General features: G+C 70.3%; 25 protein-coding genes and 1 riboswitch. Of the genes, 10 read left to right on the forward strand and 15 right to left on the reverse strand.

Annotated elements, in window-relative coordinates; genetic code table 11:
- Positions 1–218 precede the first annotated feature (218 nt).
- Positions 219–992, forward strand: a complete 774-nt coding sequence (locus tag AMYBE_RS0118825; RefSeq protein ID WP_020660947.1) for an enoyl-CoA hydratase family protein — start codon at positions 219–221, stop codon at positions 990–992.
- Positions 993–1,123: 131 nt separating this feature from the next.
- On the opposite strand, the gene AMYBE_RS0118830 is transcribed toward AMYBE_RS0118825, so the two are convergent.
- Genes AMYBE_RS0118830 through AMYBE_RS0118840 form a run of 3 tightly spaced genes read right to left on the reverse strand, consistent with a single transcriptional unit; the run spans position 1,124 to position 2,156 of the window.
- Positions 1,124–1,486, reverse strand: a complete 363-nt coding sequence (locus AMYBE_RS0118830; RefSeq protein WP_020660948.1) for a barstar family protein — start codon at positions 1,484–1,486, stop codon at positions 1,124–1,126.
- Positions 1,483–1,944, reverse strand: coding sequence for a guanyl-specific ribonuclease (locus AMYBE_RS0118835; protein WP_020660949.1), 462 nt, complete (start codon positions 1,942–1,944; stop codon positions 1,483–1,485). The genes AMYBE_RS0118830 and AMYBE_RS0118835 overlap by 4 nt, the downstream gene beginning before the upstream one ends.
- Before the next feature lie 11 nt (positions 1,945–1,955).
- A complete protein-coding gene (locus AMYBE_RS0118840; RefSeq protein ID WP_020660950.1) occupies positions 1,956–2,156 on the reverse strand; it encodes a hypothetical protein in 201 nt (66 codons plus the stop codon).
- Positions 2,157–2,216: 60 nt separating this feature from the next.
- On the opposite strand from AMYBE_RS0118840, the gene AMYBE_RS0118845 reads away from it, so the two are divergent.
- The 4 genes from AMYBE_RS0118845 to AMYBE_RS0118860 all read left to right on the forward strand — a co-directional run bounded on the left by AMYBE_RS0118845 (position 2,217) and on the right by AMYBE_RS0118860 (position 6,602).
- On the forward strand, positions 2,217–3,182 hold the full coding sequence (locus AMYBE_RS0118845) for a zinc-binding dehydrogenase (RefSeq protein WP_020660951.1): 966 nt from the start codon (positions 2,217–2,219) through the stop codon (positions 3,180–3,182).
- Positions 3,183–3,341: 159 nt separating this feature from the next.
- Positions 3,342–4,367, forward strand: a complete 1,026-nt coding sequence (locus AMYBE_RS0118850) for an alpha/beta fold hydrolase (RefSeq protein ID WP_020660952.1) — start codon at positions 3,342–3,344, stop codon at positions 4,365–4,367.
- Between the two features lie 119 nt (positions 4,368–4,486).
- Positions 4,487–5,995 (forward strand): amino acid permease, encoded by a 1,509-nt coding sequence (locus AMYBE_RS0118855; protein WP_020660953.1) that lies wholly within the window; start codon positions 4,487–4,489, stop codon positions 5,993–5,995.
- Positions 5,996–6,155: 160 nt separating this feature from the next.
- The gene (locus AMYBE_RS0118860; RefSeq protein ID WP_027927792.1) at positions 6,156–6,602 is read left to right on the forward strand and encodes a pyridoxamine 5'-phosphate oxidase family protein; all 447 of its coding nucleotides are present in this window, start codon (positions 6,156–6,158) and stop codon (positions 6,600–6,602) included.
- 21 nt (positions 6,603–6,623) lie between these two features.
- Here the strand turns inward: AMYBE_RS0118860 and AMYBE_RS0118865 are convergent, their stop codons facing one another.
- The gene (locus AMYBE_RS0118865) at positions 6,624–7,190 is read right to left on the reverse strand and encodes a Uma2 family endonuclease (protein WP_020660955.1); all 567 of its coding nucleotides are present in this window, start codon (positions 7,188–7,190) and stop codon (positions 6,624–6,626) included.
- 113 nt (positions 7,191–7,303) lie between these two features.
- A complete protein-coding gene (lepA, locus tag AMYBE_RS0118870) occupies positions 7,304–9,154 on the reverse strand; it encodes a translation elongation factor 4 (protein WP_020660956.1) in 1,851 nt (616 codons plus the stop codon).
- A gap of 116 nt (positions 9,155–9,270) precedes the next feature.
- Here lepA and AMYBE_RS0118875 point away from each other — a divergent pair, with 116 nt between their 5' ends.
- Positions 9,271–9,882 (forward strand): class I SAM-dependent methyltransferase, encoded by a 612-nt coding sequence (locus AMYBE_RS0118875; RefSeq protein WP_020660957.1) that lies wholly within the window; start codon positions 9,271–9,273, stop codon positions 9,880–9,882.
- Here AMYBE_RS0118875 and AMYBE_RS0118880 read toward each other — a convergent pair.
- Together AMYBE_RS0118880 and AMYBE_RS0118885 are read right to left on the reverse strand one after the other, a co-directional pair.
- On the reverse strand, positions 9,879–10,253 hold the full coding sequence (locus AMYBE_RS0118880; RefSeq protein ID WP_020660958.1) for a VOC family protein: 375 nt from the start codon (positions 10,251–10,253) through the stop codon (positions 9,879–9,881). The two genes, AMYBE_RS0118875 and AMYBE_RS0118880, sit on opposite strands and share 4 nt — an antisense overlap.
- Before the next feature lie 28 nt (positions 10,254–10,281).
- The gene (locus AMYBE_RS0118885) at positions 10,282–11,145 is read right to left on the reverse strand and encodes an EamA family transporter (protein WP_027927793.1); all 864 of its coding nucleotides are present in this window, start codon (positions 11,143–11,145) and stop codon (positions 10,282–10,284) included.
- A 496-nt stretch (positions 11,146–11,641) separates the two neighbouring features.
- On the opposite strand from AMYBE_RS0118885, the gene rpsT reads away from it, so the two are divergent.
- Entirely contained in the window at positions 11,642–11,902 is a 261-nt protein-coding gene (gene rpsT / locus AMYBE_RS0118890; protein WP_020660960.1) for a 30S ribosomal protein S20, read from the forward strand.
- Between the two features lie 315 nt (positions 11,903–12,217).
- Here the strand turns inward: rpsT and holA are convergent, their stop codons facing one another.
- Positions 12,218–13,189, reverse strand: a complete 972-nt coding sequence (gene holA / locus AMYBE_RS0118895; RefSeq protein ID WP_020660961.1) for a DNA polymerase III subunit delta — start codon at positions 13,187–13,189, stop codon at positions 12,218–12,220.
- 132 nt (positions 13,190–13,321) lie between these two features.
- Positions 13,322–13,455: riboswitch (SAM riboswitch) on the forward strand.
- A 12-nt stretch (positions 13,456–13,467) separates the two neighbouring features.
- Between holA and thrC the strand changes: the two genes are divergently transcribed.
- On the forward strand, positions 13,468–14,733 hold the full coding sequence (gene thrC / locus AMYBE_RS0118900; protein WP_020660962.1) for a threonine synthase: 1,266 nt from the start codon (positions 13,468–13,470) through the stop codon (positions 14,731–14,733).
- Positions 14,734–14,758: 25 nt separating this feature from the next.
- On the opposite strand, the gene AMYBE_RS0118905 is transcribed toward thrC, so the two are convergent.
- From AMYBE_RS0118905 to nadD, 7 genes are all read right to left on the reverse strand, one after another.
- On the reverse strand, positions 14,759–17,131 hold the full coding sequence (locus AMYBE_RS0118905) for a ComEC/Rec2 family competence protein (protein WP_020660963.1): 2,373 nt from the start codon (positions 17,129–17,131) through the stop codon (positions 14,759–14,761).
- On the reverse strand, positions 17,128–18,048 hold the full coding sequence (locus tag AMYBE_RS46880) for a ComEA family DNA-binding protein (protein WP_020660964.1): 921 nt from the start codon (positions 18,046–18,048) through the stop codon (positions 17,128–17,130). Before AMYBE_RS46880 ends, AMYBE_RS0118905 begins: the two co-directional genes overlap by 4 nt.
- 351 nt (positions 18,049–18,399) lie before the next feature.
- The gene (locus AMYBE_RS0118915; protein WP_020660965.1) at positions 18,400–19,245 is read right to left on the reverse strand and encodes a DegV family protein; all 846 of its coding nucleotides are present in this window, start codon (positions 19,243–19,245) and stop codon (positions 18,400–18,402) included.
- Between the two features lie 4 nt (positions 19,246–19,249).
- Positions 19,250–19,978: a diglucosylglycerate octanoyltransferase gene (gene octT / locus AMYBE_RS0118920; protein WP_020660966.1), complete on the reverse strand. Its 729-nt coding sequence runs from the start codon at positions 19,976–19,978 to the stop codon at positions 19,250–19,252.
- Positions 19,979–19,983: 5 nt separating this feature from the next.
- Entirely contained in the window at positions 19,984–20,598 is a 615-nt protein-coding gene (locus AMYBE_RS0118925) for a histidine phosphatase family protein (RefSeq protein ID WP_020660967.1), read from the reverse strand.
- Positions 20,595–21,008 carry a ribosome silencing factor gene (gene rsfS / locus AMYBE_RS0118930; RefSeq protein ID WP_020660968.1) on the reverse strand — a complete coding sequence of 138 codons (414 nt, stop codon included), beginning with the start codon at positions 21,006–21,008 and terminating at the stop codon, positions 20,595–20,597. The genes AMYBE_RS0118925 and rsfS overlap by 4 nt, the downstream gene beginning before the upstream one ends.
- A gap of 45 nt (positions 21,009–21,053) precedes the next feature.
- Positions 21,054–21,653, reverse strand: coding sequence for a nicotinate-nucleotide adenylyltransferase (gene nadD / locus AMYBE_RS0118935; protein ID WP_084470077.1), 600 nt, complete (start codon positions 21,651–21,653; stop codon positions 21,054–21,056).
- 165 nt (positions 21,654–21,818) lie between these two features.
- Here nadD and AMYBE_RS0118940 point away from each other — a divergent pair, with 165 nt between their 5' ends.
- Both AMYBE_RS0118940 and AMYBE_RS0118945 read left to right on the forward strand, forming a co-directional pair.
- Positions 21,819–23,930, forward strand: a complete 2,112-nt coding sequence (locus AMYBE_RS0118940; protein WP_020660970.1) for a RecQ family ATP-dependent DNA helicase — start codon at positions 21,819–21,821, stop codon at positions 23,928–23,930.
- A 397-nt stretch (positions 23,931–24,327) separates the two neighbouring features.
- Positions 24,328–25,620, forward strand: coding sequence for an MFS transporter (locus AMYBE_RS0118945; protein ID WP_020660971.1), 1,293 nt, complete (start codon positions 24,328–24,330; stop codon positions 25,618–25,620).
- Positions 25,621–25,671 lie beyond the last annotated feature (51 nt).

The following is a 25,671-nucleotide window of genomic DNA, read 5'->3' on the forward strand; positions in this document are numbered from 1 at the left end:
GCACTCCGCCACGACCGTAGCTCGCCGAGCGCCGCCGCAGCCGGATCGTCCCACTCCCCCGGCCGACGACAATCGCAGGTCGCGGCGCACGGCTTGCCCCCAGCACGCGGAGGTTGCGGCTGATTCCGCCGCTGGCCGCACCCAGCCGTGCGTCGTGGACGTTTTCGTGCACGATCTCACACCCGCTCCGGAACGACTGGTGTGCAAAGGTGTCAGGCATGGCTGACGAACTGGTGCACTACGAGGTGGCGGCCGGGATCGCCACGATCACCCTGGACTCCCCTCACAACCGCAACGCCCTGTCCGCGCAGCTGCGCCGCGAGCTGAGCGAATCGCTGGACAAGGCTCGCGAGGACGACGCGGTGCGCGTGGTGCAGCTGACTCACACCGGCTCGGTCTTCTGCGCCGGCATGGACCTGAAAGAAGCCCGTGGCGCCGGTTCCGCCGACCAGGGCGTGAACGAGTTTCCGAAGATCCTGAACCAGCTGTGGACCAGCCCGAAGCCGGTCGTGGCCCGCCTGGCCGGCCCGGCCCGCGCCGGCGGCATTGGCATGATCGCCGCCTGCGACATCGCGGTCGCGGTGCCGGAGGCGACGTTCGCCTTCTCCGAGGTCCGCATCGGCGTGATCCCGGCTGTCATCAGCCTGACGGTGCTGCCGAGGCTCAACGCCCGAGCCGCCCACGAACTCTTCCTGACCGGCGACGTGTTCGACGCGAAGCGAGCGGCCGAGATCGGCCTGCTGAACGCCTGCGTCCCCGCTGACGAGCTGGACGAGACCGTCCAGCGCTACCTGAAGTCGCTGACCCTGGGCGGCCCGAAGGCACTGGCCGCCACCAAGGAGCTCCTGGCCCGCCCTCGTCCCGCGACCCCCGCGGACGGCTTCGCCGACATGAACGCCCTGTCGGCGGGCTTCTTCGCCAGCGCGGAAGGACAGGAAGGCATCCAGGCGTTCGCCCAGAAGCGCAAGCCGAACTGGGTCCCGCACGACTGACCCGCGCCAACGTCCGTGAAGGGCCCTTCCCGGACCTAGATTCCCTCAAGCGGCCCTTCATGGACCTAGATTCCCGCGAGGGGCCTTTCCCGGACTCCTCGCGGGGCCGCGGCAGAAACTGGACCGGACCCTCAGGAATCCGCCAGCACCACCGTCAACCGCCACCCGTCCGCCGAAGCTCCGCCCATTGCCCGCTGCGCATCCGACAGCACACTCCGCACCGCCAGGTACGCCTTGGGCTCCGCGGCCTTCAACGCGTCCGACCCCACCCAGATCAGCACATGCTCCCCACGCGGCAGCCAGGACAGATCCGTCAGCATGTCGTACAACGCGTCCAGATTCCGCCCGAAATGCGACGGAAACGACAGCGCCGCGGCAATTCCGTCCAGCGCGGACTCCTTGTCCGCCGTCCGCGCACCGTCCACCAGATGCGGAAACGCTCCCCGCGCGAAGGCTTCGTCCGCAGCCGCCCGCGCCGCCGATTCCACGCTCACCGTGCGGGATCCACAACGACGAACGTCGCGTAATGGTCGCCGGTGTAGTACAGCTCCTTCGCCGCTCCGGTCACCAACCGCCGAGCCCCGCGGTCCGGACTGCCCGGCGTCTTCACCGTGTACTCGTGGTAATAGCCGTTCTTCTGAGCCGGCAGCACGTTTTCGCGGTTCTGGAACACCACGTCGTCGTTGCGCGGATACGGGTAAGGCCCGCCCTTTTGAATGAGCTTCCACGTATCGGCGGCCTGCGACGGCAGCGACGACAACGGCTTGACCGCCAGCCCGGCGCCGGACCCCGGCACCTTCGCCGAGGCGCCCGAAGCGGCCGCGGCGGAAGACGAGTGCGCAGACGACGGCGAGGACGGGGATTTGTCCGTCGATTCCTTGACCAGCCAGCCGCCGAGCACCAGCACGAGCAGGCCAATGAGCGCAGCGGTGATCCGCTTACGGTTGAACATGGTGTGCCAGCTTAAGAGCGGCCGGATCCGTCCTCGTCACGGGCCGTGCCGAACCAGCGCCCGCACTGCTCCACCAGCTTGTCAATCGCCCACGCGGCGAGCAGGCACAACGGCACCAGCACAGCCATGACCAGCGCGAACTGCACGGGGAACCAGGCTTGGGCAAGCCACAGCTCGACCCCGTCCCACCAGTTGGCCAGCCCGTCGAACACGAGTGTGAGCCTACGCGCGCTGCCCTGCGTCGGAGCAGGCAGGGGAGGTAGGTTGCTGCCATGTTCGCCGTATACGCGCAGGAACCCAATGCTGAGTCCCCGCTCGATTCGCTGATCGTCGGCGAGCGGCCGGAACCCGAGACGCCCGAGGGCTGGGTGCGGGTCAACGTCAAGGCCGCCAGCCTGAACATGCACGATCTGTGGACGTTGCGAGGTGTCGGCATCAAGGCCGAGCAGTTCCCGATGATCCTGGGCTGCGACGGAGCCGGCACCCTCGACGACGGCACCGAGGTCGTCCTGCACTCGGTGATCAACGCGCCGGGCTGGCAGGGCGACGACACGCTCGACCCGAAGCGGACCCTGCTGACCGAGAAGTACCAGGGCTCGTTCGCCGACCAGGTCGTGGTCCCGGCGCGCAATGCGGTGCCGAAGCCTGCCGGTCTGAGCTTCTCCGAGGCCGCGACGATGGGCACCGCCTGGCTCACCGCGTACCGGATGCTGTTCGTGAAGTCGGACCTGAGGCCCGGGCAGACGATGCTGGTCCAGGGCGCATCCGGCGGGGTGTCGACCGCGCTGATCGCGCTCGGCCGCGCCGCCGGCTTCCGGGTGTGGGTGACCGGGCGGACCGAGGAGAAGCGCGCGCTGGCCGAGAGCGTCGGCGCGCACCAGGTGTTCGAGTCCGGCGCGCGGCTGCCCGAGCGGGTGGACGCGGTGTTCGAGACCGTCGGGAAGGCGACCTGGGGGCACACGCTCAAGTCGCTGAAGCCGGGCGGCATCGTGGTGGTCTCCGGGTCGACCAGCGGACCGGACCCGTCGGCCGACCTGCAGCGGGTGTTCTTCCTGCAGCTGCGGGTGGTCGGGTCGACGATGGGCACCCGCGACGAGCTGGCCGACCTGCTCGCCTACCTCGATCTGACCGGCATCAAGCCGCAGATCGGGCTCGAGCTCCCCCTCTCGGAGGCCCCCGCGGGATTCGCCGCGATGGCCAACGGCGACACCGCGGGCAAGATCGTCTTCACCCGCTGACCCTCCGCACCGCGTTGGCCTGGGCTTTTTCTCTCGAAACGGCCCAGGGCAACGCTTTTACCCGCTGTCCGGTGAATCGTCAACGTCCGCTCTTTGCAATCAGATAGTGACCACCCAAATTCCACCAGAAATCGACTTTGGTCGGCTAATCTGGAGAACATGACCGCGACGCAGCGGCCCGCACCCGCCGACCGGGTCGGCCGGCACCCCAGCGACCCGGACCCGGTCCGGGAGTCCTTCCGTCGTTTCGCCGGCGTGCGCACTCGAGTCCTTGAGGTCGGGCCGCCGGTCGCCGAAGCACCCGCACCGAAGCGCACGCGCCGCAAGGGCGTGCAGCCGCGGGTGCCGCGGCTCGTGCTGCTGCACGGGTATTGCGACAGTGCCGACACGTGGCGTCCGGTACTCGACGAACTAGCCGCTGCCGGCGTCGCCGCGATCGCGGTGGACCTGCCCGGATTCGGCGATGCCCAGCCGCTGCGGCCCGGACCGATGCTGGAGCAGCTGGACGCCTTCGCCGCCGCGGTAGTGCGCGAACAGGCCGTGCTCGGCCCGGTCGTGCTGGCCGGCAACTCGCTCGGCGGCACGATGAGCCTGCGCGCGGCGCAGAACTCGCGGTTGCCGATCACCGGCGTGGTTTCGATCGCCGCGCCCGGCCTCGTCGACTCGTGGCTGGTCCGCACGGTCGGCCGCAACCCGTTGCCGTTACGGCTGTACGCGTCGCTGCCGTTGCCGGTGCCAGGGTTCCTGGTGCGCGCGGTGGCCGAGCAAGTCGTGCCGCGGATCCTGTACGCCGACTCGCGATCCGCCGACGCCGGCCAGGTCAGCCGCTTCACCGGTCTCTTCCCGGACTACCGGGCCACCACGACCCGGCTCGACCAGGCCCGTCAGCTCGTCGCCGAACTCGCCGACTGCTACCAGCTCGACCTGATCCAGGTCCCGCTGCTCGCCGTCGCGTGCGGGAAAGACAAGCTCGTCACGGCGGCGTCCGGGCGCAAACTGCACACTTTGGTGCCGCACAGCAGGCTGGTCGTCCGCGAGGACTGGGGCCACTGCCCGCAGCTGGACGCTCCGCCCGAGGTCGCCGAACTCCTCACCTTCTTCACGGCGGGGGCCATTCGCTCGGGCAGCCGGCCGCAGCCGGCACCCACAGTCAGCTCCGCGGCGGAGGATTCCGCTACCGGGTGACTTGTGCTGCCAATATCGTCACATTCCGGAGTCGATGACAGACGGCGCTGAGCCCGGTACGGTGCGCTGCCAGGGCCCGGGACCCGGGTCCTCAGCACGAGCAGTCTGAGGAGACATCGATGTCAGCTCCGCGCAGCCCGAACCTGGGCTCCGGGTCCGGGATTTTCCGGCGGAAGCCGATCGAAACCATCGAACAGGCGAGCGGGACCGGCCTGGAGCGCACGCTCGGCCTGCGGCAGCTGACCGCGATCGGCGTCGGCGGCATCATCGGCGCCGGCATCTTCTCCCTCGCCGGCGCGGTCGCGAACAAGACCGCCGGACCGGCCGTGCTGATCTCGTTCCTGATCGCGGGTGTCGCCAGCGCCGCGGCCGCGTTCTCCTACGCCGAGTTCGCCGGACTGATCCCGCGCGCCGGCTCGGCCTACACCTACGGCTACGCGGTGCTCGGCGAGGTCGTCGGCTGGTTCATCGGCTGGGACCTGCTGCTGGAATACACCGCGATCGTGTCCGTGGTGGCCATCGGCATCTCCGGGTACTTCAACGACCTGCTGGGCTTCCTGCACGTCTCGCTGCCGGACTGGATGGCCGGCGCGCCCGGCACCGAACCGGCCGGCGTCGCGGCGGGGTCGTACAAGGTCAACCTGTTCGCGGTCCTGCTCTGCCTGCTGATCGCCTTCATCCTGAACCAGGGCATGAAAAACGCGGCGCGATTCGAGACGCTGCTGGTGTATCTGAAGGTCGGCCTGGTCCTGCTGGTCATCGTGGTCGGCGCGTTCCACATCCAGAGCGGCAACTACAGCAACTTCTTCCCGTTCGGCCTGAGCGGCGCGTTCACCGGGGCGGCGACGGTGTTCTTCGCGGTGTTCGGCTACGACGCGATGTCGACCGCGGCCGAGGAGTCGACGGACTCCCAGAAGCACATGCCGAAGGCGATCATCTACTCGCTGGCGATCTCGATGGTGCTGTACGTGCTGGCCTGTCTGGTGCTGACCGGCATGGTGAAGTACACCGACATCAACCCGGAAGCCGCGTTCTCGAGCGCGTTCGCGAAGGTCGGTCTCGGCTGGCTCGGCGCGATCATCGCGGTGGGCGCGATCATCGGCATCCTGACGGTGCTGTTCACCTTCCTGATGGGGGCCACCCGGGTCGGCTACTCGATGAGCCGCGACGGCCTGCTCCCGAAGTGGTTCTCGAAGACCCACCCGGTCCGCAAGGTGCCCTCGCGGATCACCTGGATCCTGGGCGCGGCGTCCGCGCTGATCGCCGGCGTGCTGCCGATCGGGGAAGCCGCGGAGCTGACCAACATCGGCATCCTGCTGGCCTTCGTGGTGGTGTGCGTCGCGGTGATCGTGCTGCGCTACAAGCGCCCCGACCTGCCGCGCACGTTCCGCACGCCCGGCATGCCGGTGGTGCCGATCATCGGGGTGATCTTCTCGGTCTGGCTGATCACGTTCCTGCAGCCGGAGACCTGGCTGCGCTTCGCGATCTGGTTCGTCATCGGGATGGCGATCTACTTCTCCTACAGCAAACGCCACTCCGCGATGGAACGCGGGTCGGCCGCGAACCTGGAGAAGGGCGGGGATCCGGCGGACGGGAACCAGGACGGTCTCAAGTCCACTTCGGACTGACCCGGCGCCGGCCGGGGCCGATTCGGCGAGGTTCTTCGGCGGGGGACGCACTGGCGCGTCCCCCGCTTCGGCCTCCTGCGTCTGCACCGCGACCGGCACCCGGTTTCCCTCGCGCCGGCAACCGGAAATGCCGCGGGCCGCCTTGGCGTTGCACCCGGACATGACGGCAGATCTCGAGCAGCTCCGCGTGCTGACCGTGGAGGAAAACGGCCTCGCCACCGTGGCCACCACCCGCGCCGACGGCACCGTGCACGCCTCGGTGGTGAACGCGGGCGTCCTGGCCGACCCGGTGTCCGGCAAGCCGAGCGTAGGTTTCGTCGCCATCGGAGGGGCGCACAAGCTCGCCCTGCTGCGCCGCAACGGCCATGCGACAGTGACGTTTCGCCGCGGCTGGCGATGGCTGTCGGTGACCGGCCCGGTCCGCGTGATCGGCCCGGACGACGCCGATCCGGGATTCCCCGCCGACGGCCTGCCGCCGCTGCTGCGCGACGTCTTCCGCGCCGCCACCGGAACCCACGACGACTGGGCCGAGTACGACCGCGTGATGGCCGCCGAACGCCGCGCCGCGGTTTTCGTGGAGATCGGCCGGATCATCGGGAACGGCTGACCGGCGCCCGCCCCTGGCTGATCAGCTCCGGCCGACGAGGGCCGCGGGCACCACTCGGACCGGGAACGGCCGCTGCGCCTCGAATGCCTGCGCACCCGCAGCCTTGGCGACCTGCTGGTAGCGGCCGTCGCCGTCCAGTTCGAACACCGTCAATTCCGGACCGTCCGGGTCGATCACCCAGTAGCTCGGGACGCCCAGCCGCTCGTAGGTCGCCTTCTTGGTGTTCAGGTCGTGAATGGTCGTGCTCGGCGACAACACCTCGACCGCGAGGACCGGTGGAGCCGGAAGGTCCTTCTCGGTGAAGTCCTCGCTCCACCCCACCAGCACGTCCGGCTGAAGTTCCAGCTTGTCGCCGATGTGCACCGCGAACGGGGCGCCGAGCACATCGAACTCTGGCGGGCATGCCGACTCGAGCACGTGATAAAGCCGGTACCCGATCTTCTGGTGGCGGTATCCCGGTGCCGGAGTCACGACCAGCACCCCGTCGATGAGCTCGTGACGTCGGCCATCCTGCGGCATCCCATCGAGGTCGTGCACCGTCATAGGAGCCGACCCGGGCGGGTACTCGATGTCCGTCATGACTGTCATGGTGCTCTCCTTTCGCTGTTCGCACCAGAGAGTCCCCGTCCGCATTTGCCGACACCAAAAGAAAACGGCGGCTCCGAGAACCCGGAACCGCCGTTCACCCCAATGGGCAACCGCTACTTCTTGTTCTTGCCGCTGTCCTCAGTGGACAGTGCCGCGACGAATGCCTCCTGCGGCACCTCCACCCGGCCGACGGTCTTCATCCGCTTCTTGCCTTCCTTCTGCTTCTCCAGCAGCTTCCGCTTCCGCGAGATGTCGCCGCCGTAGCACTTGGCGAGCACGTCCTTGCGGATGGCGCGGATGGTTTCGCGCGCGATGATCCGGGAGCCGATCGCGGCCTGGATCGGGACCTCGAACTGCTGCCGCGGGATCAGTTCCCGCAGGCGCGTCGCCATCCGGTTTCCGTAGGTGTACGCGGCGTCCTTGTGCACGATCGCGGAGAACGCGTCCACCGTCTCGCCCTGCAGCAGGATGTCGACCTTCACCAGCTCCGCGACCTGCTCGCCGGACTCCTCGTAGTCGAGCGAGGCGTAGCCGCGGGTGCGCGATTTCAGCGTGTCGAAGAAGTCGAAGATGATCTCCGCCAGCGGGATCGTGTAGCGCAGCTCGACCCGGTCCTCGGAGAGGTAGTCCATGCCCAGCAGGACGCCGCGCTTGGTCTGGCACAGCTCCATGATCGTGCCGACGAACTCCGACGGCGCGAGGATGCTCACCTTCGACACCGGCTCGTGCACCTCGGCGATCTTGAGCCCGGTCGGCCAGTCCGACGGGTTCGTGACGACGACCTCGCTGCGGTCCTCCAGCACCACGCGGTACACCACGTTCGGCGCGGTCGAGATCAGGTCGAGCCCGAACTCGCGCTCCAGCCGGTCCCGGGTGATCTCCAGGTGCAGCAGGCCGAGGAACCCGCAGCGGAAGCCGAAGCCCAGCGCGACCGACGTCTCCGGCTCGTAGGTCAGCGCGGCGTCGTTGAGCTGCAGCTTCTCCAGCGCCTCGCGCAGCTCCGGGTAGTCCGAGCCGTCCACCGGGTACAGCCCGGAGTAGACCATCGGCTTCGGCTCGCGGTAGCCGGCCAGCGGTTCCTTCGCGCCGTTGCGCTCGGACGTCACGGTGTCGCCGACCTTCGACTGGCGCACGTCCTTCACGCCGGTGATCAGGTAGCCGACTTCGCCGACGCCGAGGCCCTTGCTGGCCTTCGGCTCCGGCGAGATAATCCCGACCTCCAGCAGCTCGTGCGTGGCGCCGGTGGACATCATCTTGATCTTTTCGCGCGGCGTGATCTTGCCGTCCACCACCCGGATGTAGGTGACGACGCCGCGATAGGTGTCGTAGACCGAGTCGAAGATCATCGCGCGGGCGGGCGCGTCCGGGTCGCCGACCGGGGGCGGGACCTGCCGGACCACCTCGTCGAGCAGCGCGCCGACGCCCACGCCGGTCTTCGCCGAAACCCGCAGCACCTCGTCCGGCTCGCAGCCGATGATGTGCGCGATCTCGCCGGCGTACTTGTCCGGATCGGCCGAGGGCAGGTCGATCTTGTTCAGCACCGGGATGATCTGGAGGTTGTTCTCGAGCGCCAGGTACAGGTTGGCCAGGGTCTGCGCCTCGATCCCCTGCGCCGCGTCCACCAGCAGGATCGCCCCTTCGCACGCCTCGAGGGCGCGGGAGACCTCGTAGGTGAAGTCGACGTGGCCGGGGGTGTCGATCATGTGCAGCACGTGGTCCTGGCCGTCCACCTGCCACGGCAGCCGCACGTTCTGGGCCTTGATCGTGATGCCGCGTTCCCGCTCGATGTCCATGCGGTCGAGGTACTGCGCGCGCATCGCCCGCTCCTCGACGACGCCGGTCAGCTGCAGCATCCGGTCCGCCAGCGTCGACTTGCCGTGGTCGATGTGGGCGATGATGCAGAAGTTGCGGATCAACTCCGGCGGCGTGAAGGTGGTGTCGGCGAACGTCTTGGGCGCTGTCACTCGGGCTGTCCTCAGGATGGTGGGGGATGTCCGTACCCCATCGTCCCATGGACCTCCGGGTGCGAGTGGGGGTCATCCCCGATGCGCCCCCGCGCGTCTCGTGATGACCTCGAAGTATGAGCACCGCACCCTCCCCTTCGCCCGGCCCCGGCGTCCTCGATGCCGCGTTCGACCGGGTCTTCGGACACCCCAGCGGCCTGCTGGGCAGGCTCGGCGGCAAGCTGATGGCGGTCAGCAACGCCGGCACCGAACACCGCGTGGTCGACCTCGCCCGCCTCGAACCCGACGAGACCGTCCTGGTCGTCGGTCCCGGTCCCGGCATCGGCCTGGACGCGGCCGCCAGGCTCGCCGGCGAAGTGATCGGCGTCGAGCCTTCCCCCGAGATGCGCAGCCTGTGCACGGACCGCTGCGGCGACCGCGCTGAGGTGCGTGCGGGCAGCGCCGCGCGGACCGGCGCCGAGGACGCGTCTGTCGACGTCGTGCTGACCGTCAACAACGTCCAGCTGTGGGACGACCGGCCGGCCGGCTTCGCCGAGCTGTTCCGGGTGCTGCGGCCAGGCGGACGGCTGCTGCTGTCGGCGCACGAGAAATGGCTGCCGGTCACCCGGCACGAGCTTGCCGACGAAGCCGCCGCGGCCGGGTTCACGGACCTGCAGACCTGGACTTGGGACCCGCCCGGGTTCGCCCCGCTGGCCGCCCAGCTGCGCGCGGTGAAGCCGGCGGCTTAGCGCTGGTCGCGGCGCAACGGGTGGTCTTCCGGGACCTCGACGAGGACGATCCGCAGCCCGTCCGGGTCGGCGATCCACGCCTCGTCGGTGCCCCACGGCTCGCGCACCGGCTCTCGCACCGGTTCGACGCCGCGGCCGGCCAGTTCGGCCAGCGTCGCCCGCAGGTCGCGGACCTGCAGGAACAAGTTGACGTCCGGGCCCGGTCCCGCCTCGCCCGCTCCGACTACCTCGATCGATCCTCCGCCGGCGAAGAACCGCGTGCCGCCCGGGAACTCGCGCTCGATCGCGAGGCCGAGCTTGTCGCGGTAGAACGCGGTGGACACCTCGTGGTCGCGAGGGTGGATCAGCACCCGGCTGCTCAGTACGTCCATAGGCTCCTGCCTACCCGAGGCGCTCCGCTCAGGCGAGCGCAATCGCCGCGATCCCGGCCAGGACGACGACCGACCCGGCGAGCCGGCGGACCGCGTTGCGCTCGCGGAGCACGAGCCAGGCGGCCACCCCGCCGAACACGATCGACAGCTCCCGGGCCGGCGCCACCAGGCTGACCGGTGCGATCTGCAGCGCGTACAGGACCAGCAGATAGCCGGCCGGCGAGGCGAGCCCGACGATCAGCACCTCGCGCCGGTGATCGCGCCACAGCCGCTCGACCTCGAAGCGGCCGCGCACGGCGGCCGGTGCGAGCAGGATGCTCTGCCCCAGCGCACCGCCGCCGAAGTAGACCAGCGGCGGGACGCCCAGCGTGGTGACCGAGTGCGCGTCCCAGAGCGTGTAGCCCGCGATGGCCGCTCCGGTGAGGACGCCGTAGAACACCCCGGCCCGGCGCGCGCGGGAGTCGCCGGCGCCGCCGCCGAGACTGATCACCAGGACGCCCGACACGACGAGGAACGCGCCGGCCAACCCGAGAACCCCGGGCCGTTCGTGCAGCAGGAGGACGGCCACGAGCACCGACAGGAGCGGTCCGGTGCCGCGGGCGAGCGGATAGACCACTGAAAGGTCGCCGACTTCGTAGCCGCGCTGCAGGACGATCCCGTACAGCACGTGCATGATCGCGGTGGCCGCCGCGGCGAACAGCCAGCTCCATTGCGGCCGCTCCGGTTCGACAGCCAGCGCGACCCCGACTGCCGGGAGCATCGCCACGGCCGAGACGGTGTAATAGAGCCAGACGAACCGCGGACCGCCGCCGGAAACTCGTTTGGCGGCGAGGTTCCATCCGGCGTGGACGACCGCGGCGACGAGAACCATGGCCAGGGCACTGGAGTTCACGGGACCCTTTCAGGACTTCGGCGCACGCTGAAGACCGGGTCCTCCAGGCTTTTGTCCCGTCAGATGAACGGCAGGACACGGTGCCCCGCCGACGGTGCCGCTCGGACCAGTCCCGCCGGCCCTGGTTGTGGGCGGAGGCCCGGCTTCGGGCCTGCGGGCCGGCGACGGAACCCTAGGCACTATCGCGGTCCACGGTAGCGGAGGCCGGCAGGTGCCGCCGAAGGCTTTCCGGCGGGACGTTTCGGGAAGGCTCGGTTCGGGGCACCGGCGGGGCAGAGCGTCCCGGGGGTGCCGGCGGGGCAGAGCACGGCTTCCGGGCGGGCCCGCCTCGGCACCTGCGCGGGGCCCTCGCCGACGCTGCGAGCAGGACTGTTAAGATTTTCGACTGTTGCCGTGCGGCATTCCGTCAAGGAGGAAACCCGGCTGCCCGTCAGGGCCGGTCCGGTGCCAAACGAACGCGGCAGCGACCTTCACCGAGTGAAAGAGGAACGCCTCCATGGCTAACATCAAGTCGCAGGTCAAGCGCATCACCACGAACGAGAAGGCGCGGCAGCGCAACCTGGCGATCCGGTCCTCGGTGAAGACCGCGATCCGCAAGTTCCGCGAGGCCGCCGAAGCCGGTGACAAGGACAAGGCCCTCGAGCTCCAGCGCGACGCCGCTCGCAAGCTGGACAAGGCCGTCACCAAGGGCGTCCTCCACGCCAACCAGGCCGCGAACAAGAAGTCGGCTCTCGCGAAGCGCGCGAACCAGCTCTGATCGCTGTCTCTTCGGAAGGCCCGGCGGCTTCGGCTGCCGGGCCTTTTCCGTGTCTTGGCCAACCGCGGCGGCCGGGGCGTCAGCGGGAATTCGGTGCCAGGCAGCGGATTCCGCCGCCTCTATTTCGGGCACGGCAGCCGGACCAGCCCGCGGGACGGCCAACCCGCTGTCAGGCCAACGGCTGTCCTCCCGGCGAACCTCGACAGCCACGCTGGGGACGTCAAGCCCCGCCGGGCAGGCGGCCCCACTCCCCTCCCCGGACGGCCGACCCTGGCAGTTCTGTACGCGGAGCGTGCAGCCCCGGCCGCGGCAGGATCAGCGGTCGCCCTTGGCCGCGACCACGTCCAGCACCGCCCGCTGCAGTGCGTAGTTCGAGTCCGCCGCCGCGCCCTTCACGTCCGCGTTGAGCCGCGCCACGATGCGCATCGCCTCGGCAAGGCCGTCCGCGCCCCAGCCGCGCGACTGGCCCTGCGCCTTCCGGATCTTCCACGGCGGCATTCCCAGCTCGCCCGCCATCTGGTTCGGATTGCCGCGTCCGGCGGCGGAAACCCGGGCGATCGTGCGGACCGCGTCGGCGAGCGCGTCGGCCACCAGCACGTGCGGAACGCCTAGTTGCATCGCCCAGCGCAGTGATTCCAGCGCCGCCGCCCGGTCGCCCGCCACGGCCTTTTCGGCGACCGCGAAGCCGGTCACGTCGGCGCGGCCGGTGTGGTAGCGGCGGACCGCCTGCTCGTCGATCGCTCCCCCGGTGTCGGCCACCAGCTGGGTCGCCGCCGACGAGAGTTCGCGCAGGTCGGAGCCGACCGAATCGAGCAGGGCCAGCAGCCCCGCTCCGTCGATCTTGCCGCCCGCCCGGCGCACCTCGTTGCGGACGAACGCCTCGCGCTCGGCCGGCTTGGTGAGCTTCGGGCACTCGGTGATCTCCGCGCCGGACTTTTTCAGTGCGCCCGGCAAGGCTTTCGCCGCTTTGCTGCGCCCGCCGCCGCTGTGCACGACCACCAGGACGATGCCCTCGGCCGGCGCCTTGAGGTAGGCCAGCACCGCGTCGGACAGCTCCTGCGAGATGTCCTGCGCCGACTCGAGCACGATCACGCGCCCCTCGGCGAACAGCGACGGGCTCACCAGCTCGGCCAGCAGCGGCGGTGTGAGATCGGACACCCGCATCCGCGTGAGGTCGGCCGTCGGGTCCGCTGCCTTCGCCGCGTCGAGCGCGGCGCGCACGGCCCGTTCGATGAGCAGTTCTTCCTCGCCCGTGACGAGGTGCAGCGGCGCGGGTGCGGTGGTCACCCGGCCATCCTCTCACCCGGCCGCCGGTCCGCCCGCCCCGGTGATGTGGGCCGCCTCCATGGCACGAGCCGATCACCATGTCGTACGGTGTACCCGAGGACGCGCCCGGCGGGCGCTCCGACAATCGAATACCGCTCATCCAGAGGGGCAGAGGGAACGGCCCGACGAAGCCCCGGCAACCGGCGTACAGCCTGTCATTCCGCGATCGCGGAATAGCTGACGACCACGGTGCCAATTCCGGCCCGCTTCGGCGGGGCAGATGAGGAAGGAACCTCGCGATGACTGCAACCCTCCGCACCACCTCCGCCAACAAGACGCTCGACCTCGGTCCGGCTGTCGAACTGGTGTCGAAGGAAGAGGGCCACCGGCAGCCGCTCGCCCCGGAGTTCGTCTCCGCCGAAGACTTCTCGCCGCTCGAGGTCGCCTACGACTTCGGCCGCGTCCGCCGCGAGGACATCGAGGCCGGACCGCGCAACATCTGGCGCTACAAGAAACTCCTTCCCGTCCCCTCGACAGTCGAGGAGACCCCGAACACCGAGCCCGGCTGCACCCGGTTGGTGCGTGCCGACCGGCTGGCCAAGGCGCTCGGCCTGAAGAACCTGTGGGTCAAGGACGACACCGGCAACCCGACGCACTCGTTCAAGGACCGCGTGGTCGCCGTCGCCCTGGCGGCCGCCCGCGAGTTCGGCTTCGAGGTCCTCGCGTGTCCGTCGACCGGCAACCTGGCCAACGCGACGGCCGCCGCCGCGGCCCGCGCCGGCTGGCGGTCGGTCGTGCTGATCCCGAAGAGCCTCGAGCGCGCCAAGATCCTCACCACCGCGGTCTACGACGGCGACCTGATCGCCGTCGACGGCAATTACGACGACGTGAACCGGCTCGCCACCGAACTGGCGGCCGAGCACGAGACGTGGGCGTTCGTGAACGTCAACGTCCGCCCGTACTACTCCGAGGGCTCGAAGACGCTCGCCTACGAGGTCGCCGAGCAGCTCGGCTGGCGCATTCCGGAACAGATCGTCGTGCCGATCGCCTCCGGCTCCCAGCTCACCAAGGTGGACAAGGGCTTCCGCGAACTCGGCCAGCTCGGCCTGGTGGACGCCAGCCCGTACAAGGTGTTCGGCGCGCAGGCCACCGGCTGCTCGCCGGTCTCCACCGCGTTCCGCAACGGCCACGACGTGGTCCAGCCGGTCAAGCCGGACACCATCGCCCGCTCTCTCGCGATCGGCAACCCGGCCGACGGCCCGTACGTGCTCGACGTGGTCAACCGCACCGGCGGCGCGATCGAGGACGTCACCGACGAAGAGGTCGTCGAAGGCATCCGGCTGCTGGCCCGCACCGAAGGCATCTTCACCGAGACCGCCGGCGGCGTCACCGTCGCGACGGCGAAGAAGCTCATCGAAGCCGGCAAGCTCGACCCGGAAGCCGACACCGTCCTGCTCATCACCGGCGACGGCCTGAAGACCCTCGACGCGGTCGAGAATCACGTCGGCCCGAAGGCCACCGTGCCGCCGTCCGCCGAAGCAGTCGCCAAGGCGCTCGGTTACTGACGCGCCGGCGCGGGGTCCGGCGCGCCTACCGCGGCGGACCTCGCGGCTCGCCTCGGCGCGCCACCGCCGGACCGCCGCCGCTCGGCAGCACCGCGGTGTCCCCGTCCAGATCCGTCCGGGTCACGAGGACGCCCATAACCCGCAGTACGTCCATTGTGGACTTGCTCGGGTGTCCGTATCCGTTGCCCGCGCCCACGCTGATCAACGCGGTCCGCGGCCGCACCGCGGCAAGGAACTGCGGCAGCGAGTACCGCGACCCGTGGTGCGGCACCTTCAGCACGTCGGCTTGCACGTCGACGCCCTCGGCGAGCAGGTCCGCCTGCGCGGCCAGCTCGACGTCTCCGGTCAGCAAGATCCGGCCGGCCGACGTGTCCGCGCGCAGGACGACTGAGCTGTTGTTGATCATCGTCCCGTCCTGCAGAGCCGGTGCCCGCGAAGTGGCGTAGCGCGGGCCGAGCACGTCCAGCGACAGTCCCGGCCACGCCAACCGCTGACCGGCGCTCAACTGCACCAACGGCACCCCGCGGGTTTTCGCCGCACCGGAAACCTGCTGCCACGCCCAAGCAGGCGCCCGTCCGGGCCCGATCGCGATCGCGCCGATTGCCCGCCCGTCGAACACCGACTCCAGTCCGCCGATGTGGTCGGCGTGCAGATGGCTCAGCACCAGCAGCGGCACCCGCTCGACACCCAGCCGCCGCAAGCATTCGTCGACCGGTCCCGGCTCCGGCCCGGTGTCGATCACTACCGCCCGGCCGGGTTCGGATGTCGCGAGCACGACCGCGTCGCCCTGTCCGACGTCGCACTCCACCATCGCCCAGCCTTCGGGCGGCCACCCGGGCTTCAGCACCTTGACGGGCACGACGGTCAGCAGCACCACAACCAGGCCGAGCGCGATCAGCAGCCGGATCCGGCGGAACCGCAACGCCACCACGACGACCGCCAGCAAGCCGGCCGCGCACAGCCCGCCCCACCAGCCGCCGGGCCACGTCAGCACCGCGCCGGGCGCTCTCGCGCCGTGCCGGGCGACCAGGATCAGCCATTGCGCCTCCGGTTCCGCCAGCCGGACCAGGAGGTGCCCGGCGCCCGGCCACCACGGCCCGGCGGCGGTCGCCAGCACGCCCAGCACGGTCACCGGCGCAACCACCGGTGCGGCAAGGACATTGGTGACCACCGAGACCAGGCTGACGGTGCCCGCCATGCCGGCGATAACCGGTACGGTGACCACGAACGCGGCCAGCGGCACGGCAAGCCCCTCCGCGTATCCTGGCGGAACTCCCTTCCGCGTCAACGACTCCGCCCAGCGCGGCGCGAGCAGCACCAGCCCCGCGGTGGCGAGGACCGACAAGGCGAACCCGAAATTCGCCGCCATCGCCGGGTCCCAGGCCACCAGCACGCACACCGCGAACGCCAGAGCCGGCAAAGCGGAACCGCGACGGCCGAGCGCAAGCGCGAGCAAGCCGATGCCACCCATCACGCCGGCTCGCACTACGCTCGGTTCGGGACCGACCAAGATCAAGAAGCTTGCCAACGACAGCCCGGCCGCGACGGCGGAGAGCCTTGGTCCGGCACGCAACGCCCGGCACAGCAGCAGCACCGCGCCTCCGACGACCACCAGGTTTCCTCCGCTGACGGCCATCAGGTGAGTGAGCCCGGAGGCAACGAACTCGTTCTCGACCTGGTGCGGCAACGCGCTCGTGTCGCCCAGGACCAGCCCCGGCACCAGCCCGGCCGGTTCTTCGGGCAATACCGCGCACAACGAATGCAGGCTGTTCCGCAAGGTCGCCGCCGCACGCTGCCACCACGGTGCTGCGCCCACGTCGCGCGGCGCTGCGCGGACGGACAAGACTGCTGCAGTCAGCTCGCCGCCGCGCGCCGGCATCAGCCGGCCAGTCGCTGTCACCTCTTGACCTGGCAGCAACGTGCTCCAGCCCGTTACCGGGGCCAACAGCACGACCCGGCCGGCCGAATCGACCTGCCGACTGTCCACTGTGGCCGCTCGGACGTGCGCAGGGATCGCCACCGAGCGAGCACCGGCTTGCTGGTCGGCGTAGCCGGATTGCCGAATCGGCCGTGGACGTTCGCTGATCTCGATCCGCAGCGCCGCGGTCGCGCCGTGCACCGCGGCGGCCGCGAGCGGATCGGCATCGGCCTGGTGAATACGCAGCGCGGTCGGCAGCGCGGCGGCGAGTCCGACGAGCAACAACGCTCCCCCGGCGCCGACGTACCGTCCCCGACCGCGAACCAGGAACACCAGCGAGACAACCACTGCCGCCGCCCCGATCGCCGTCGCTGCCCCCCAGCCGAGCCGGAGACCGGCCAGTGTGGCCGCCCAGCCGGCGATCGCCGCCGGGACCAGCCGGAGGTCGTGCCGGCGCGGTGCCGCCGCCTCCGCCGTCATCCGGCCGTCACCTGCTCGCGCAGTTTCTGGAACTTGCTTTCGCCGATGCCGTCGACGTCGCGGAGCTGCTCGACACTGGAGAAGCCGCCGTGCTGGGTGCGCCAGTCGACGATCCGCCGGGCGGTGACCTCGCCGACACCCGGAAGGGTGTCGAGTTGTTCGGCGGTCGCCGCGTTCAGATCGATCTTGCTGGCCGCGGCTCCGGCACCGGCCGGGGCCGCTTGCGCGGCCGGGATTCCCACCGCCAACTGTTCGCCGTCGGCCAGTTTGCGGGCGAGGTTCAGCGCGGTCAGGTCGACGCCGGGATTCGCGCCGCCGGCGGCGCGCAGCGCGTCGGCGACCCGCGAGCCGGAGGGCACGGTGACGAGTCCGGGCGAGCGCACCAGCCCGACGACGCTGATCACCAGCTTGTCGCCGGCCGCCGGTTTCGCGGCGGTCGGCACCTGCGCGCGAGCCGCTGGAAGAGAAGGCGCGACCTCTGCTGCTGGTGAGGGACCGAAGAAGGCAAGGCCGCCGACGACGACGGCAGCGGCGGCCAGCAACGCCAACGCGACCATGACGCCCCGGTGGGCCAGCAGGCTTGCTGCACCGCCGGGCAGCCAGCGTTGCGCGAGCCGACGCCGGCCGCCGTCGGGCATCCAGCTGCGTACTGCTTTGCCCCCGAGCAACCGGCTCTGCGCGGCAGCCGGTCGCGGTCGGTCCGCCATCCCCGGCAACGAGCTGTTCCCTTCGGTGGCGATCGGCTCTCCTCCGAGTTCTGCCGCGGGTCGCCGAGCGGACCAGGCACCGCCCAGCCGGCGACGCACCGACCGGCGACCGGGTCCGGCGAGACGCGGAACCACGGCCAGCTGGTCGGCCAGCCAGGAGAGCCTGGCGTTGACGGGAGTGCCCGGATCCCGGGCGGACTGCTCGAACACACGATCGAAACTAGGTGCCGATCGGACCCGCGGCGAGGGCCGCGGCGGAATCTGTGGACAGGCGGACGCCTTGGGGACAACTCGGCGGCGAGGCCGCCGTCCGCCCGGATTTCGTCGGGGTGCGCAGTCATACTGACCGGTTCCGCCGCGCCGGGCGGCAGCGGGCACGCCTCCGGACTGGCTCGCGAGCGAAACACCGATTCCGCACGACCGGCAGGGAACTGCCGGTCGCTGAACTGCGCACTGCGGTTCGACTCGACCCGGAACACGTTGTCCCACAGGCGTTCTGCTGCCCGGACCGCGTTGCGCGCCGACGTCGTCCGGCGGCGAAACGCGCGATCGGAAACCCGGCTAGGCGCGCTGCACGACGACGCCGAGCACCCCCGGCCCGGTATGCGCGCCGATGACCGCGCCGAGCTCCGACACCACGCACCCGCCGGCACATCCCGGAACGGCTTCCTCCAGCCGGTTGGCGAGTTCGACGGCTCGTTCCGGCGAAGCGAGATGGTGCACCGCCAGCTCGACCGGCCCAGTGCCCGCCGCCTTCACCGACAGCTCCACCAGTCGTCCGATCGCCCGGTTCATCGTGCGGACCTTCTCCAGCGGCAGGATGCGACCCTCGGACATGTGCAGCACCGGTTTCACCGCCAGCGCGGTGCCGAGCAGCGCCGCCGCGGAGCCGATCCGGCCGCCGCGGCGCAGGTGTTCCAGCGTCTCGACCACGAACAGCGTCGAGGACCGTTCGGCCGCCGCCACCGCGGCAGCTTCCACCTCGGCCGGGCTGGCGCCGCTGGCGGCGGCGTCAGCCGCGTGCAGGGCAGCGAAGCCCAGGCCCATCGCCGTGGTTCGGGAATCGACGACCCGGACCCGGTCGGAGCCGACTTCTTCGGCCGCCAGCACCGCGGCTTCCCAGGTGCCGGACAGCTCGCGGGACAGGTGCACGGACACGACCGCGTCGGCGCCGTCGTCGAGAGCCGCGCGAAAGGCGGTCGCGAACTCGGCCGGGGTCGGCCGGGAAGTGGTGACGTTCTTCCGTTCTCCCAGCGCTTCCGCGAGGGCGGCCGGGCCTATCTCGACCCCGTCGAGCGAGCAGACGCCTTCTACCAGGACATGCAGGGGCACCACCCGCACCGCGTGCCGCTCGGCGAAGCCTTCGGGCAGGTGCGCGGTGGAATCCGTGACCACGGCGACCGACACGTAATCAGCCTACGTCGCCAGCGCCCAGGCGCGGCGCAACCAGCTTGGCTATCGCCGTGCCGACTGCCTCGTGCCCGGCCCATCCCCAGTGCATTCCGTCGGGATTTCCCGCGCCGCTCAAGACATGTTCGCCAACCACGCCGGGCGTGTCGAGCAACGGCACTTCGCGGCGCGCGGCCCACGAAGCGATCGCCGAAGCCGCTTCGGCGCGTCCAGTGTGTACCCTGCCGTACGCCTCCGCGCGGTGCACTGATGGCAGCATCCCGATCACTGGCAACTCAGGCCGCAGGGCGCGCAGCGCTTCGACGGACTGATCGAGGTAGCTCACACTCAGCCGCGCAGGCAGCACCCTGGGCCGCCCGCGCAGTGCTACGGACAACCGTGGCTGCGCGGCGAGATAGGCACCGCGTACGACGCGACGCACACCCTCGGGGCGAAGGTAGCGAAGGCCCTGTCGCAAGTACGTCGGCAACGGCGACGGCAGGGTGTCCATGCTGCCCACAGCGAACACGACAGCGTCTGCCCGCCGCAGGTCCGCCCAGACGCGCGGGTCTCCGGTGAGAGACCACCACAGATCGCGCGCGGTCCAGCCGATGCCAGCGACGAGGTCGGCCTGCCCGGAGAGCGCGTTCGCCGCGACGTTCGGCCAGAGCCGCGAGTCGTCGGCCGCGCACGGGCCTTCGGGACCGTGGAAGCAGAGCGAATCCCCGAAAACGAGCAGCTGAGGGCCCATCGGGGTCAGCCGGTGATGCCCGCGTTGTACGCGTGCAGCCGCCACTTGCCGTCGCGGTGGACGAGGTCGACCCAGTGGCAGTTCATGATCCCGCCGAGCGAAGGCCAGACCTCGACCGGCAGCCCGAGCAGCTTCGCGGTGAGCGCGAGGATCAGCCCGCCGTGCGAGGCGAGCAGCACGGATTCGCCGGCGTCGGAGTTCGGCTGCATCAGGTCGTCGACCACCTCGGCGGCACGTTCGGCTACCTCGACCCGAGATTCGCCGCCGGGCGGCGCCCACGCGGCGTCCGAACGCCACAGCGTGCGGGCACCCGGGTAGTCCGCGTCGACCTCGGCACCGGTCATGCCCTGCCACTCGCCGAGATGCGTCTCGCGCAGCCGCTTGTCGATCCGCAACGGCACGCCGATCGCTTCGGTGAGCACAGTCGCGGTGTCGGTGGCGCGGTGCAGATCGGACGCGATCACCAGCTCCGGCGCGTACCGGGCGAGCGCCGGGACCGCGAACCGCGCCTGATTCCAGCCGACCGAAGTCAGCGCGGAGTCGAGGTGTCCCTGCATGCGGCCGGCGGCGTTGTAGTCCGTCTCGCCGTGCCGCCAGAGCAGCAGCCGCCGCGGGCTCACGCCTCCAGACCGTCCGCGTCGTCGGCAGTGTCGTCGGCGGCGGGCACCGTCGCGAGCCCTTCGACCTCGATCCGCGGGCAGTCCTTCCACAGCCGCTCGAGTCCGTAGAACGAGCGCTCCTCGGCGTGCTGCACGTGGACGACGACGTCGACGTAGTCGAGCAGCACCCAGCGGCCCTCGCGGGCGCCTTCGCGCCGGACCGGCTTGTGACCGTCCAGGCGGAGCTTCTCCTCCACGTTGTCGACGATCGCGCCGACCTGCCGTTCGTTCGCCGCGGAGGCGATGACGAAGGCGTCGGTGATCACCAGCTGCTCGGACACGTCCAGGACGACCACGTCGCTGGCCAGCTTGTCCGCTGCCGCGTGCGCGGCCGCCACCGCCAGATTACGTGCCTCGGCCGTCGCTGCCACAGTGCTCCTTCAGATTCGGGGGGATGCCCGAACGAGGGTACCCGGTCAGCCTCCGGCGTCCTTGCGGTAGAGGTCCTTCTTGGCGATGTAGCGCACCACGCCGTCGGGAACGAGGTACCACACCGGCTCGCCGCGCTCGACGCGTTCGCGGCAGCCGGTGGACGAAATCGCCATCGCGGTGACCTCGACCAGGCTGACCTTGCCGCTCGGCAGGTGGTGCGAGTTGAGCCGGTAGCCGGGGCGGGTGACGCCGATGAAATGCGCGAAGTCGAACAGCTCGTCGGCCTTGTGCCAGGTCAGGATCTGTTCGAGGGCGTCCGCGCCGGTGATGAAGAACAGCTCGTCGTCCGGGTACTCCTCGTGCAGGTCCCGGAGCGTGTCGACGGTGTAGGTTTGCCCGCCGCGGTCGATGTCCACCCGGCTGACCGAGAAGACCGGGTTGGAGGCGGTCGCGATGACCGTCATCAGGTAGCGGTCCTCGGCGCGGGTGACCCGGCGGCTGGACTTCTGCCACGGCTGCCCGGTGGGCACGAAGATGACCTCGTCGAGCGCGAACCGCGACTGGACCTCGCTGGCCGCGACGAGGTGGCCGTGGTGCACGGGGTCGAAGGTCCCGCCCATGACCCCGATCCGGCGTGGTGACATAGCCGGTGAGCCTATACGCGCGGGCGTGCGCGGGCCTCCCGCCGCGGCTGCGACCTAGGTCATTGATGTGACTTGAGTCACATAACTCTCTGTTTCGGTCGGAAACTGTCCGTTCTGACCCGGGCCGGTCCGGAATTGTCGGGGGGATGGGGTAGACGTGGTTGCGTGGACAACGCCACCGAAGCTCTCCGGACCCGCGCCGAGGCCCTGCTGCGCGCGCTCGCCGGAGACACCGCCACCCTCCGCGAGGACCAGTGGACCGCCATCGAGGCACTGGTCGCGCACCATCGGCGCGCCCTGGTCGTGCAGCGCACCGGCTGGGGCAAGTCGGCGGTGTACTTCCTGGCCACCGCGCTGCTCCGAGAACAAGGAGCGGGGCCGACGGTCATCGTGTCGCCGCTGCTGGCGCTGATGCGCAACCAGATCTCCGCTGCCGCCCGGGCGGGGATCCACGCGGCCACGATCAACTCGGCCAACGCGCAGGAGTGGGACCAGGTCCAGGCGGCGGTGGCGGCCGGCGAGGTGGACGTGCTGCTGGTCAGCCCGGAGCGGCTGAACAACCCCGATTTCCGGGACAGCGTGCTGCCGAAGCTCACCGCCGGAGCCGGCCTGCTGGTGGTGGACGAGGCGCACTGCATTTCCGACTGGGGCCACGACTTCCGGCCGGACTACCGGCGGCTGCGGACGCTGCTGGGCGACCTGCCGGACGGCGTGCCGGTGCTGGCCACCACCGCGACCGCGAACGACCGGGTGGCCACGGACGTCGCCGAGCAGCTCGGCATCGGCGGCGAAACCGGCACCCTCGTCCTGCGCGGCCCGCTGGACCGGGAAAGCCTGCGGCTGGCGGTGGCCGAGCTGCCGTCCGACGAAGCGCGGCTGGCATGGCTCGCCGAGCATCTGGCCGAACTTCCCGGGTCGGGCATCATCTACACGCTCACCGTCGCCGCCGCGCACGACGTCGCCGCGCTGCTGTCCGACCGCGGCTATCCGGTGGCCGCCTACACCGGGAAGACCGATCCGGCCGACCGGCAGGCCGCGGAGGACGATCTGCTGGAGAACCGGGTCAAGGCGCTGGTGGCGACCTCCGCGCTCGGGATGGGCTTCGACAAGCCGGACCTCGGGTTCGTGGTGCACCTGGGCGCGCCGTCCTCGCCGATCGCCTACTACCAGCAGGTCGGCCGGGCCGGGCGCGGCGTGGAGCGGGCCGAGGTGGTGCTGCTGCCCGGACGCGAGGACAAGGCGATCTGGGCGTACTTCGGGTCGCTGGCGTTCCCGGACGAGCTGCGGGTGACCCAGGTGCTGAACGCGCTGTCCTATGCGGACCGTCCGCTTTCGACGGCAGCGCTGGAGCCGTCGGTCGAGCTGTCCCGATCGCGGCTGGAGATGGTGCTGAAAGTGCTCGATGTGGACGGTGCGGTGCGCCGGGTGCGCGGCGGCTGGGAAAGCACCGGGCAGCCATGGGAGTACGACCGGGATCGGTACGAGCGGGTCGGCGTCGCGAGGAAGGCCGAGCAGGAGGCGATGCTGGGGTACCTCCGGACGACCGGGTGCCGGATGGAGTATCTGCGGCGGCAGCTCGACGATCCGGAAGCGGTGCCGTGCGGGCGGTGCGACAACTGCACCGGCAGGCATTGGGACACGACGGTGTCCGAGGAAGTCGCTGGCGCGACGAGGGAGCGGCTGGACCGGCCGGGCGTCGCAGTGGCACCGCGAAAACAGTGGCCGAGCGGGATGAGCGGTCTCGACGTGCCGCTGTCCGGGCGGATCGCCCCCGGCGATCAGGCCGAGCCGGGACAGGTGCTGGGCAGGCTGACCGACGTGGGCTGGGGCGGCCGGCTGCGCGAACTGCTCGGCCCGGGAGCGCCGGACGCCGAGGTGCCCGACTCGGTGTTCGACGCATGCGTGAAAGTGCTGGCGGGCTGGCAATGGGCGCAGCGTCCGGTCGCGGTGGTGGCGATCCCGTCCGCGACGCGGCCGCAGCTGGTGGACAGCCTGGCCCTGCGGCTGTCAGCGGTCGGACGACTGGACTATCTCGGCGAACTGGCGTCGGCCGGTCCGCCGCCGCGCCAGGCGAACAGCGCGCAACGGCTGGCGGATCTGTGGCGACGGCTGAGCTTGCCGGCGGACGTGGCGGCGAACGTCGCGCAGACACGCGGGCCGGTGCTGCTGGTGGACGACCTGATCGACACCGGGTGGACGATGACGCTGGCGTCCCGGCTGCTGCGGCAGGCGGGGGCGGAGGGGGTGCTGCCGTTTGCGTTGGCCAGCACTTCTTGAGGTGCGGCGAGCGAGGCGGCGATGTGCGCGGCGAAGCTGGACCGGGTAGTGCGACGGGGTTCTGCGCAGCGGTGATCGGGAAGCCGTCGGCTGCTGATACCGGCGGCGGCGAGGCCGGCGATGGTCGGTTCCGTGAAGGGCCCCTTGAGAGAATCCAAGTCCCGCGAGGGGCCCCCTCACGGACTTCGGCAGCACGCGTGAAGGCTCGTCCAGGGCGGAGACAACCCGCTAGGCCGCATCGGCAGCCGGGAACCGGCCGGCTTTCGCTCAGCCAAGCCAATCTCGTGCTACCCACCGCAGTGGGTCAAGCACCAACTGCCATCCTTCGACGGGATCTACCGATCCCCGGGCATTTCTGGCAAAGTGCCGTTCCACCCTGCGGCGTGGAGGTTGTCCGATGGCCGGTCCTGCGACCGAACAAGGCGTCACCCGGCACCGGCTGCCGGTGCGGAAGTTGTTCGCCGCCAGTGCAGGCAATGCGCTCGAGTGGTTCGACTGGACCATTTACGCGACCTTCAGCATCTACTTCGCGCACGCCTTCTTCCCCGCCGGAAACGAAGCGCTCGCACTGATCAACACGTTCGCCACGTACGCGCTCGCGTTCTTCTTCCGTCCCCTCGGCGGCGTGCTGCTCGGCCGGTTCGCGGATGTGCGCGGGCGCAAGCCGGCCATGTTGCTGACCATCACGCTCATGGCGGGCGGCTCCGTCGCGATCGGGCTGCTGCCGACGTTCGAGCAGGTCGGCTGGCTCGCTCCGATTCTGCTGCTGCTCGCGCGGATCGCACAGGGCCTCTCGCTCGGCGGCGAAGTGTCCAATGCTTCCGCGTACCTCGGCGAGGTCTCGCCCAGGGAACGGCGCGGCCGCTACTCCTCCTTCTTCTACATCTCGACCGGGTCCGCGGTGCTCATCGCGACCGTTCTCGGCTTCGTGCTCGCCCGCACTATGACCAAAGCGGACCTCGCCGGCTACGGCTGGCGCATTCCGTTCCTGCTCGGCGGGGTACTCGGCGTCGTCGGGCTCTGGTTGCGCCGCAGTCTTGAGGAAACCGAGCTGTACCACGAGAAAAAGGAAACCGCGCGACGGGTCGAGCGGCCGCTGCTCACCACGGTCACCCAACATCCCCGTGCGGTCGGGCAGCTCGTCGGGTTCTCGATGCTCTCCACCCTTTGCTACTACACGTTCTTCAGCGCCCTCACGTCCTTCGCGGTCAAGGGCCGCGGCGCGGACGACGTCGACACGTTCCTCGCGCTTTCCATCGCGACCGCGCTGTTCGTCGTCCTCCAGTACCCGATGGGCGCGCTCGCCGACCGGTACGGGCGGCGTCCTCAGCTGCTCGTCTGGTCCGGGGCGACCGCGCTCGTGATCGTGCCGCTCTCCTACCTGGTGCGGCCCGGGTTCGGGAACCTGCTGGTGGTGTTCGGCGTCGGTCTCGTCCTCTACACCGCGATGACCTCGATCGCCCCGGCGATCATGAGCGAACTGTTCCCCACCGAACTGCGCGGGCTGGGCATCGGCGCCTGGTACAACCTCACCGTCGCGGTCTTCGGCGGCACCGCGCCGCTGGTGCTCAGCGCGCTGTCCGCGGCGGGTGCCTCTACCGCGTTCTTCTGGTATGTCGCGGTGGCGTCCGCGATCGCGTTCGTCGTGATCCTCCGGATGCCGGAAACCAAGGGCAGCGAACTGAAGTAAAAGTCCTCGCGCGCGGTCGGTAGTCTGCAACGATCGACTACGCGAAGGAGG

The sequence above is a fragment of the Amycolatopsis benzoatilytica AK 16/65 genome, from assembly GCF_000383915.1.
Taxonomy (GTDB): domain Bacteria; phylum Actinomycetota; class Actinomycetes; order Mycobacteriales; family Pseudonocardiaceae; genus Amycolatopsis; species Amycolatopsis benzoatilytica.

Bases quoted from the DNA above. Each gene is read 5' to 3' on its own strand.
- AMYBE_RS0118845 (WP_020660951.1), top strand. From the start codon at position 2,217: ATGTTCGCCGTATACGCGCAGGAACCCAATGCTGAGTCCCCGCTCGAT.
- thrC (WP_020660962.1), top strand. From the start codon at position 13,468: ATGACTGCAACCCTCCGCACCACCTCCGCCAACAAGACGCTCGACCTC.
- AMYBE_RS0118835 (WP_020660949.1), bottom strand. From the start codon at position 1,944: ATGTTCAACCGTAAGCGGATCACCGCTGCGCTCATTGGCCTGCTCGTG.
- AMYBE_RS0118945 (WP_020660971.1), top strand. From the start codon at position 24,328: ATGGCCGGTCCTGCGACCGAACAAGGCGTCACCCGGCACCGGCTGCCG.
- AMYBE_RS0118850 (WP_020660952.1), top strand. From the start codon at position 3,342: ATGACCGCGACGCAGCGGCCCGCACCCGCCGACCGGGTCGGCCGGCAC.
- AMYBE_RS0118855 (WP_020660953.1), top strand. From the start codon at position 4,487: ATGTCAGCTCCGCGCAGCCCGAACCTGGGCTCCGGGTCCGGGATTTTC.
- AMYBE_RS0118825 (WP_020660947.1), top strand. From the start codon at position 219: ATGGCTGACGAACTGGTGCACTACGAGGTGGCGGCCGGGATCGCCACG.
- AMYBE_RS0118880 (WP_020660958.1), bottom strand. From the start codon at position 10,253: ATGGACGTACTGAGCAGCCGGGTGCTGATCCACCCTCGCGACCACGAG.
- AMYBE_RS0118905 (WP_020660963.1), bottom strand. From the start codon at position 17,131: ATGACGGCGGAGGCGGCGGCACCGCGCCGGCACGACCTCCGGCTGGTC.
- AMYBE_RS0118865 (WP_020660955.1), bottom strand. From the start codon at position 7,190: ATGACAGTCATGACGGACATCGAGTACCCGCCCGGGTCGGCTCCTATG.
- AMYBE_RS0118875 (WP_020660957.1), top strand. From the start codon at position 9,271: ATGAGCACCGCACCCTCCCCTTCGCCCGGCCCCGGCGTCCTCGATGCC.
- octT (WP_020660966.1), bottom strand. From the start codon at position 19,978: ATGGGCCCTCAGCTGCTCGTTTTCGGGGATTCGCTCTGCTTCCACGGT.
- AMYBE_RS0118860 (WP_027927792.1), top strand. From the start codon at position 6,156: ATGACGGCAGATCTCGAGCAGCTCCGCGTGCTGACCGTGGAGGAAAAC.
- nadD (WP_084470077.1), bottom strand. From the start codon at position 21,653: ATGTCACCACGCCGGATCGGGGTCATGGGCGGGACCTTCGACCCCGTG.
- rpsT (WP_020660960.1), top strand. From the start codon at position 11,642: ATGGCTAACATCAAGTCGCAGGTCAAGCGCATCACCACGAACGAGAAG.